Origin of the sequence: Streptomyces sp. NPDC058086 (genome assembly GCF_042885015.1) — a bacterium.
Classification (GTDB): Bacteria; Actinomycetota; Actinomycetes; order Streptomycetales; family Streptomycetaceae; genus Streptomyces.
This window is the reverse complement of the sequence record NZ_JBHVST010000216.1, coordinates 1-6,729: the sequence shown is the minus strand read 5'-3', so window position 1 is coordinate 6,729 and position 6,729 is coordinate 1. Positions and strand designations below refer to the sequence as shown.

The 6,729-nt window shown below is 69.3% G+C and carries 7 protein-coding genes; 4 read left to right on the top strand and 3 right to left on the bottom strand.

The annotated features are described in order from the left end of the window. On the top strand, positions 1-230 hold a 230-nt coding region (locus ACFVWD_RS56820), incomplete at its 5' end, for a hypothetical protein (protein WP_389606926.1). A 46-nt stretch (positions 231-276) separates the two neighbouring features. On the opposite strand, the gene ACFVWD_RS56815 is transcribed toward ACFVWD_RS56820, so the two are convergent. Continuing rightward, positions 277-1,779, bottom strand: coding sequence for an ArnT family glycosyltransferase (locus tag ACFVWD_RS56815; RefSeq protein ID WP_389606924.1), 1,503 nt, complete (start codon positions 1,777-1,779; stop codon positions 277-279). Between the two features lie 112 nt (positions 1,780-1,891). Then, positions 1,892-2,260, bottom strand: a complete 369-nt coding sequence (locus tag ACFVWD_RS56810; RefSeq protein ID WP_179858602.1) for a hypothetical protein — start codon at positions 2,258-2,260, stop codon at positions 1,892-1,894. Positions 2,261-2,497: 237 nt separating this feature from the next. Between ACFVWD_RS56810 and ACFVWD_RS56805 the strand changes: the two genes are divergently transcribed. After that, positions 2,498-2,722: a hypothetical protein gene (locus tag ACFVWD_RS56805; protein WP_389606922.1), complete on the top strand. Its 225-nt coding sequence runs from the start codon at positions 2,498-2,500 to the stop codon at positions 2,720-2,722. A gap of 59 nt (positions 2,723-2,781) precedes the next feature. Here the strand turns inward: ACFVWD_RS56805 and ACFVWD_RS56800 are convergent, their stop codons facing one another. Further along, on the bottom strand, positions 2,782-3,342 hold the full coding sequence (locus ACFVWD_RS56800) for a hypothetical protein (RefSeq protein ID WP_389606921.1): 561 nt from the start codon (positions 3,340-3,342) through the stop codon (positions 2,782-2,784). 989 nt (positions 3,343-4,331) lie between these two features. Here ACFVWD_RS56800 and ACFVWD_RS56795 point away from each other — a divergent pair. Both ACFVWD_RS56795 and ACFVWD_RS56790 read left to right on the top strand, forming a co-directional pair. After that, positions 4,332-4,658, top strand: coding sequence for a helix-turn-helix domain-containing protein (locus tag ACFVWD_RS56795; RefSeq protein WP_389606927.1), 327 nt, complete (start codon positions 4,332-4,334; stop codon positions 4,656-4,658). 180 nt (positions 4,659-4,838) lie between these two features. Next, positions 4,839-6,641 (top strand): hypothetical protein, encoded by a 1,803-nt coding sequence (locus ACFVWD_RS56790; protein ID WP_389606920.1) that lies wholly within the window; start codon positions 4,839-4,841, stop codon positions 6,639-6,641. Positions 6,642-6,729: the final 88 nt, after the last annotated feature.

Sequence of the window (6,729 nt, the reverse complement as noted above, 5' to 3'; positions counted from 1 at the left end):
GATCAGGCTGCCCTCAGCTTCAACCCGACTGCTGCGACAGCGAGTTGGTGCAGGTCTTCCACCTCCACTCGAACCAACAGCGCCTCACGGCGCAAACGGAACTTGTGCCAGACCCCGCTGAACACCGCCCTAGCCACAACGAAGCGGTCCACGACGCGCTCCGCGCGCACTTCCAGCTCCAGATCGTCGTCCAGACCGTCCTCCTCGCCGGGTGTCCGCGTACGTGGTAGGAGTAAAGAGCGACGTACGGGTGAACGTGCAGAGGAACCTGGCTGCTCAGTATCGGCGCAGCAGCGGCCAGAGCACGGGCCATGGCCGGTCCGGCCCTGCGCAGAGCACCACGGCCGCGTGCTGCTCCTGGTTCGCGGTGCCGTGCCCGTTGTCGACGCGCGCCACCGTGTGGCAGGCGGTGAAGTGCTCCTCCAACTCGGGATAGTCCGCCGGGTGGACGAGCAGCACCGGACCGGTGGCGGTGGCCGACGGCGGGCCCCAGGCGTGCAGGCCCATGTGGCCGGAGTACGGTGCGGGCAGGCCGAGGCCGGGCCCGTACCGTGCGATGGCCCCGGCCTCTCCGTAGTTCGCGGTCAGCAGCACGGCGGTGGCCCGCTGGTCGGCGGGGATCGCCTCCCAGCCGGTGGCGGTGGCGCGTGCGAGCTGTGGCCAGCCGACCTCCTCGCCGAGGTCGGGGTCAACGGCCATCGGCACGGTCAGCGCCGACGCGGGCAGCACCGGCAAGGAAGCAAGGGCGCTGGTGAGCAGGGCCGCGAGCAGTCCGCCTGCCAGCTTGGCGCGGTGCTCGCGGATCCAGTGGGCGTAGGGCTCGCAGCCAGCGGCGCTGATCGCGTACAGCAGCGGAATCGGGTAGTACCCCTTGCCGCCGCCGGCCAGCACCAGCAGGCAGAGCACCACCCAGGCCACCGCGACCGGTCGGGCCCAGCGCAGCTCCGGTCGGCGCAACAGCCGGCTCAGTCCGGTCAGCCACAGGGGTGCCAGCACCGGGGAGAACTGGAGCAGCTGCATCGGCAGGACGAGCAGGCGTCCGCCGATTCCGACATCGGCGCTGATTCCGTGAGCTACCGTCAGCTCGGGCCAACCGCGCACGGCCTGCCACCACAGGGTGGGGATCGCGAAGGGCAGCGCGGCGAGGACGGCGGTCAGCGGGCCCAGCAGCGCGCGTGGACGCGGTACGAAGAAGCCGCGCGGTCCGGCCGTCAGCACGCCCAACGCCAGGGCCGGCAACAGCCCCAGCACCAGCAGCTTGTTCAGCAGCGCGATCCCAACCAACGCTCCCAGCGAAGGCCACCAGCGGAATTCGCCCGTGCGCAGCAGTCGGAGCGTCAGCAGAATGATCGCCAGCCAGACCGTCAGGTCGAAGGTCGCGGTGGAGAGCAGGTGGCCGATTCCGAGCGTATAGCCCGAGCAGGCTGCGGCTCCTGCCGCGAGTACCTGCCCGCCATGTCCGGCGCCCAGCTCTCGGGCGATCAGCGCGGTGAGCGTGATCGCGACCGCGGTGAGCAGCGCGGGCAGGATCCGCACGCCGGTCGGGGTGGAGCCGAAGAGCTCTGCGCCGAGCCTGGCCAGCAGCGGGGTGAGTGGTGGCTGGTCCGGGTAGCCCCAGGCCGGGTGCTGGCCGACGAGCAGGAAGTACAGCTCGTCGCGGTGGAAGCCATAGCGGCCCGACAGTGCGATCAGCAGCGTCGCGGCCGCAGCCGCGATCCCCCCGACCGGCCCGGCTGCGAACAGCCGCAGGATCGGCTGCGCATCCCCCCGAGTGTGCATGTCGGCATTCTGACAGTCCAGACGGGGCCGGAGAAGGTCCCAGAAGACGATGGGTCGCTCTATGCCGGTGAGCCTTGGGCTCCTACAGACGGCTCTGTATGTTCGCTTGTACCTACCTCTGCACATGGACTCGTACGCCGACACCGGGTAGAACGAGGGCATCGACTGCGCCGCGGAAGGCGGCGCGGACTGTCGCTTCGGGCACCGGGTGTCCGTCGGCGAACAGGAGGAGTGCGAGGTCTGTCGGCCGTTTGCCCCGGCCGGCACGGCGGGCGAGCGCGAGGACGAGATCGAAGCTCTCGGGCGACGGGGAGGACGTGCTCCCTCTGCCGCGGCCGAGACCGCCGCCGGGCACGTTGCCCGGAAGCAGGCCGGCCCGCCGCCAGATTTCGAGCCGCTTCGCCGTGACGACCAGGTTGTGGCGCGCCGCGTGGTCGATGAGCTGCCGATCAGCAGCACTGGGACCGTCGTTGGAAGGCATGACCAGGAACCTAGCGGTGCCCTCGCAAGGGCCAGACCGGTTTTAGAGACCCCCCATCTTCGTCCGGTCCCTGTGCTACCCGTCACCTGAAATGGCAGTCGAACGGCAGACGAATGGCGTACCGACGCCATCGCGCTTCCGCCACGGTGGAAGCAGCCCCGACACTTGCTGCCCTGCAGCGGGCTCCCGCCCTGGGGAGCGCGCCGACTGCACCGAATCGCAAAGGACCCGTTTCCGATGATCACGGACACGGACGGAACCCCTCACCAGGACCGCGAACACTACGAACTGCGCCTGGTGGTCCTCCTGCTCACCGTCGTAGTAGGGCTGCTCATCACCGCGGCTGCCATCTACGTGGCCCGTATGCATCCGGCTCTCGCGGAGCCGCTAGGGGTGGGCGCCGCCGTCTTGAGTGCGCTCGCCGGCGTAGCTGGTGTCATCGGCCGCGCCCTGCGGAGGTGATCAGGCCCCGGCTGTCCGGACCGATCTGCGTCGCCGTGCTGGGGAGTCACTGCTGTAGGTCACCCACGCGTCGTAGGCCCGGCGTTCCCTGGCGGTCGGGGGAAGCTCGCCAGATGCCTGCCCAGGCTCTCCTTCGCGGACCGATCGCCCGGCGTCATCGGGCTGTCGTCGTGCCAGATGCCGTAAGGCGCGTAGTGCTTGCCCCACACCGCATAGGCGGCCTCGCGCTGTTGGGCCGCGACACGCGAGCGCACCGAGCGGTGCCGCTCGGTGTCGAAGGCTGCTTCTTCCACCTCGCTCAGCATCCGGGCATTGTGGCAGTTCTCGCACTCAGACCCGGTGTCCAGCCGGATCCCGTCATCGCAGCGGCGGTCCGAGCACGCCTGACGCTGCAACAGGCCCCGCCGGATCAGCCACCCGTAGGGGCCGGTGACCAGGGCCTCGCCGCCGGTCTCCTCCAGTCGGTCGGTGAGCCGGTCGGCCAACAGCCGCGGCGCATCCCCCGGCCGCTCCAACATCCCCGCCAGCCGCTTCACCTCCACCTTCGCGGCCGCCTCCACCTGGTCCTGCTGCCAGCCGGACAGCCGCTCCCACAGCCCGGAGACCGGCCCCAGAGCCACCCGCAGACCAAGATCAGCCGGAAGACCCACCCTCCGCTGCTGCTGCACCTTGTCCCAACCCACAGCCTTCGGCCGGCCAGCGGCCCCCGCCCCAGCAGCCCGCAGCCATCCCGCTCATCGACCAGGGACTCTTCCGGCTTTTCACCGCGCAGCGGGCCGTCCACTGCCACCGGCGACCCGGTCACGGCAACGGCGTCCTCGCTGTCCACGGCCCGGTCCTCGCGCTCGCGCGCGCACCCCGGCCGACGGCCTCCCCCACCACGGCCTCCACCGGAAAACCCACCAGAGAGCGAAACAGACCCACCAGAAGTAGCCACAGGAGCGTGGGAAGCGTGGAACTGTGCAGCAGCGGCGAGGTCTGCAACACCGGCCAACTCGCCCTCACCGCCACCCGACACCCCAGCAATCACAAGGGTCTCAGCCTCCCCCGCGGTCTCATGATCTCCGAATGCAGTAGCAGAGAGGTCTGAAAACACCGCGGCGGCCTCGCGGGCCTCCCGGACAACACGGCCGTGCGATTCGGCGACCGCCACCAGGCGCACCCGCGACGTCCCGTTCAGGCCCGAGACGGTCTCCTGCCGCACCACGTCCGCGACGCCCTGCTCCCGGAGCCGGGAGAGCACCTTCGCCCGGCCGCCGGCGAACAGCCCAGCAGCCGCGCCACCGTCGCCGCCGGACGCCTACGAGAGGCGTCCACGCTGCCCGCGCACAGCTGCAGCCAGCCACGGGAGTTGGTCGACAGCACCATCAGCAGCAGCCCGAGCCGGTCCGTCGCCGCGCCTCGCCCCATACGGGACGCGAGCATCCCGGCCGGAACCGGCGCCTTGCCCTTCGGCACCCAGCCCAGCCCGAACAGCACCTCACACAGCCGAAGCAGCACCGCCAGCTCCGACCGCGTCAGCGGGTGCCCGCCACCACCGGCACGACGGGCACGCCACAACGGCATCACCAGGCAGTCCAGCCCAGTCAGCTGCCCCTTCGCGTCCGGGATCGCCCGCTTCACCGCGCAGCGCGACATCTGGAGGCCAACGCAGTTGCAGGCGGTCCTCGCGGAGGTGGGGTTCACCCCGTCGCTGAGCAAGGTCGCGGCACTCTGGAGCGGCAAGCCGGTCACGGTCCGGTTGGAGGACCTGGACAAGATCTGCGCGGCATTGGACTGCACCGTCGCTGACCTCATGCAGGCCGAGCCGGAGTCGTATCTCGCCTCCCGCGAGCACGACGAACGCCGGGTGGCCAGCGCCCGGACCGATCACGGCGCCGCGGTCCGTCCCGTCCCGGGCAACGGCCGCGGCCTGCGCGGTCTGCCGCCCAACTGAGCGGCAGACCGCATGCATTGGCGTCAGGTGGTCTTCCGGTTCGGCCCCGAGCTGCCGGTTCCTCGCTGGCGCCCCTGGTCGCCGGCACCGAGCTCACCGGCCGTCCGTGACGATCCGCGAGTCTGTCCCCCGCAGATCCCCGGTCAGCTGTCCTGGACGCATCTGCCCAGGACGCTGACGATGGACCACGCGCATCGGATCGCGGACCGCTCCTTCCAGGAACTGCCCGCGTTCGCTGCGGCCGTCGACCAGATGGCGGCTGAACGGCAGCTGAGCGAAGCATGGAAGCGCCTGGCCCTTCACATGATCCGTCTTGCGCTGGCCTGCAGGGAAGCCGACCAGCAATTGGTGCGCGAGCAAGACATCGCCCACCTGCCGACATTGCGCGGGCCGCTGGTGGAGCTGTTCCGCCGCACAGGGCTGCTGCAGCGACGCCCGATGCAGTGGCATCTGGCGCTGCACCCCCTTCCTCCAGCTGTCAGCTGCGAGCACTGCCTGTCCTGGTCTGGCACCACGGCGAAGCTGTGTTCCGCCTGCAAGAACTGGCATCGGTTCGGCGACACCGGCGAGTGCCGGCGCTGCCGCCGAGTCCTTCCGCTGTCCCTGGGACGCTGTCGGCGCTGCCGTGTTGTCCAGCTGGAGCAGACCCTGGCCGACGCCCCGGTCCTCGACCAGCTCTGGTTCGGCGGCGAGGTCGACATCTACGCGAACAAGACCGGCCGCGGCCTCGAGACCGCTCGACGGCGCCAGGCGGCTCGCCGCTACTGGCCCGAGCACTTGATCGACCCTGCCCAACTCGAACTCTTCCCGGCTCCGGAACGGGACTGGACAGCGATCCGGGACCCCGGGCTGCTGAAGATCACACCTGAGGGGCAGCACATCGTCGACGAACTCGACCAACTCGCCCGTGCGCAGTTATGGTCCTCCGCTACCCGCAAGAAGAGCCTTCGCACGCTGCGGGTGTTGCTGGGCTGGCTCGGCACCGGAACCCCGATACTCGAGCGCGACGTCTACGGCGTCGGCACCATGACCCCGTACTACAGCACCGTCCGAGTCGCTGGCTTCCTGCAGACCAAGGGCCTGCTGGCCCTGGATTCACAGGCGATCGGCACCGACGAGGCATCCGTCCACCGGTGGGTGGGCCAGGCGCCAGCGCAGTTCCAGGCCGATCTTCGCGCCTGGGTGTCCGTGCTCCGAGGCGAGGGCAAACGGCCTTCACCAGCCATGCCCTGGAATACGATCCGCGGCTACATGCTGCACGTCGTGGCCGTACTTCCCTCTTGGGACCACCTCATGTCACTCAACGAAGTCACCGAGGAGGAGGTGAAGACGGCCGCCGTCAACTACTCGTACTTAAGCGGTCTGCGGTCGCTCTTCAGGGCCCTGCGACGTGAGCGCCGGATCTTTCGCGACCCGGCCAGGAACGTGCACCTCATCACGCCCGTCAGGGTCCCCCGGCCCATTCCGGCGGACCGGCTCCGGGGACTTTTGGACCAGGTCCCTGGCGTCAAGGACAAGCTTGCTCTCGTCCTGATGGCCGTTTATGCCATCCGTCCCAAGCAAGTCGCCGAGATCCGGCTCGACGAGCTCAACCGCTCCACCGGACGGCTGCGGATCCGCAGGCCGAACCGGCTCGACCACGAGGTCTGCCTGGACGACTTTGCGCTGCGGCTTGTCAAGGACTGGCTGATCGAGCGCCACCGGCGATGGCCGCTGAGCAGCAATCCCTACCTGATCGTCAGCCCCATCACCGCTCTGCATGTCGACCGGCCCGCAGTCGGCCCCTCCAACTTCAAAGCGCTCCGCGACCGGATCGGCATCAATCCCACCCAACTCCGGCAGGACCGGTTTCTCGACGAGGCCCGAGAAACTGTCGACCCGATCCGGCTGATGCGACTGTTCGGGATCACCTCGCATACCGCGATCCACTACGTCCGCACGGCTTATCCCGAGCGTTTCACCATCGATCCCACCCAGGCCTAGGTCGTGTCTTCAAATGATCTTGAGTGGTGGATCATGGTGGGGTGATACGTCGCCATGAACTGTCGGACGCCGAGTGGGAGTTCGTCCG

Coding starts and splice junctions, on each gene's coding strand:
- ACFVWD_RS56790 (WP_389606920.1), top strand. CDS start 4,839: ATGGACCACGCGCATCGGATCGCGGACCGCTCCTTCCAGGAACTGCCC.
- ACFVWD_RS56805 (WP_389606922.1), top strand. CDS start 2,498: ATGATCACGGACACGGACGGAACCCCTCACCAGGACCGCGAACACTAC.
- ACFVWD_RS56815 (WP_389606924.1), bottom strand. CDS start 1,779: ATGCACACTCGGGGGGATGCGCAGCCGATCCTGCGGCTGTTCGCAGCC.
- ACFVWD_RS56810 (WP_179858602.1), bottom strand. CDS start 2,260: ATGCCTTCCAACGACGGTCCCAGTGCTGCTGATCGGCAGCTCATCGAC.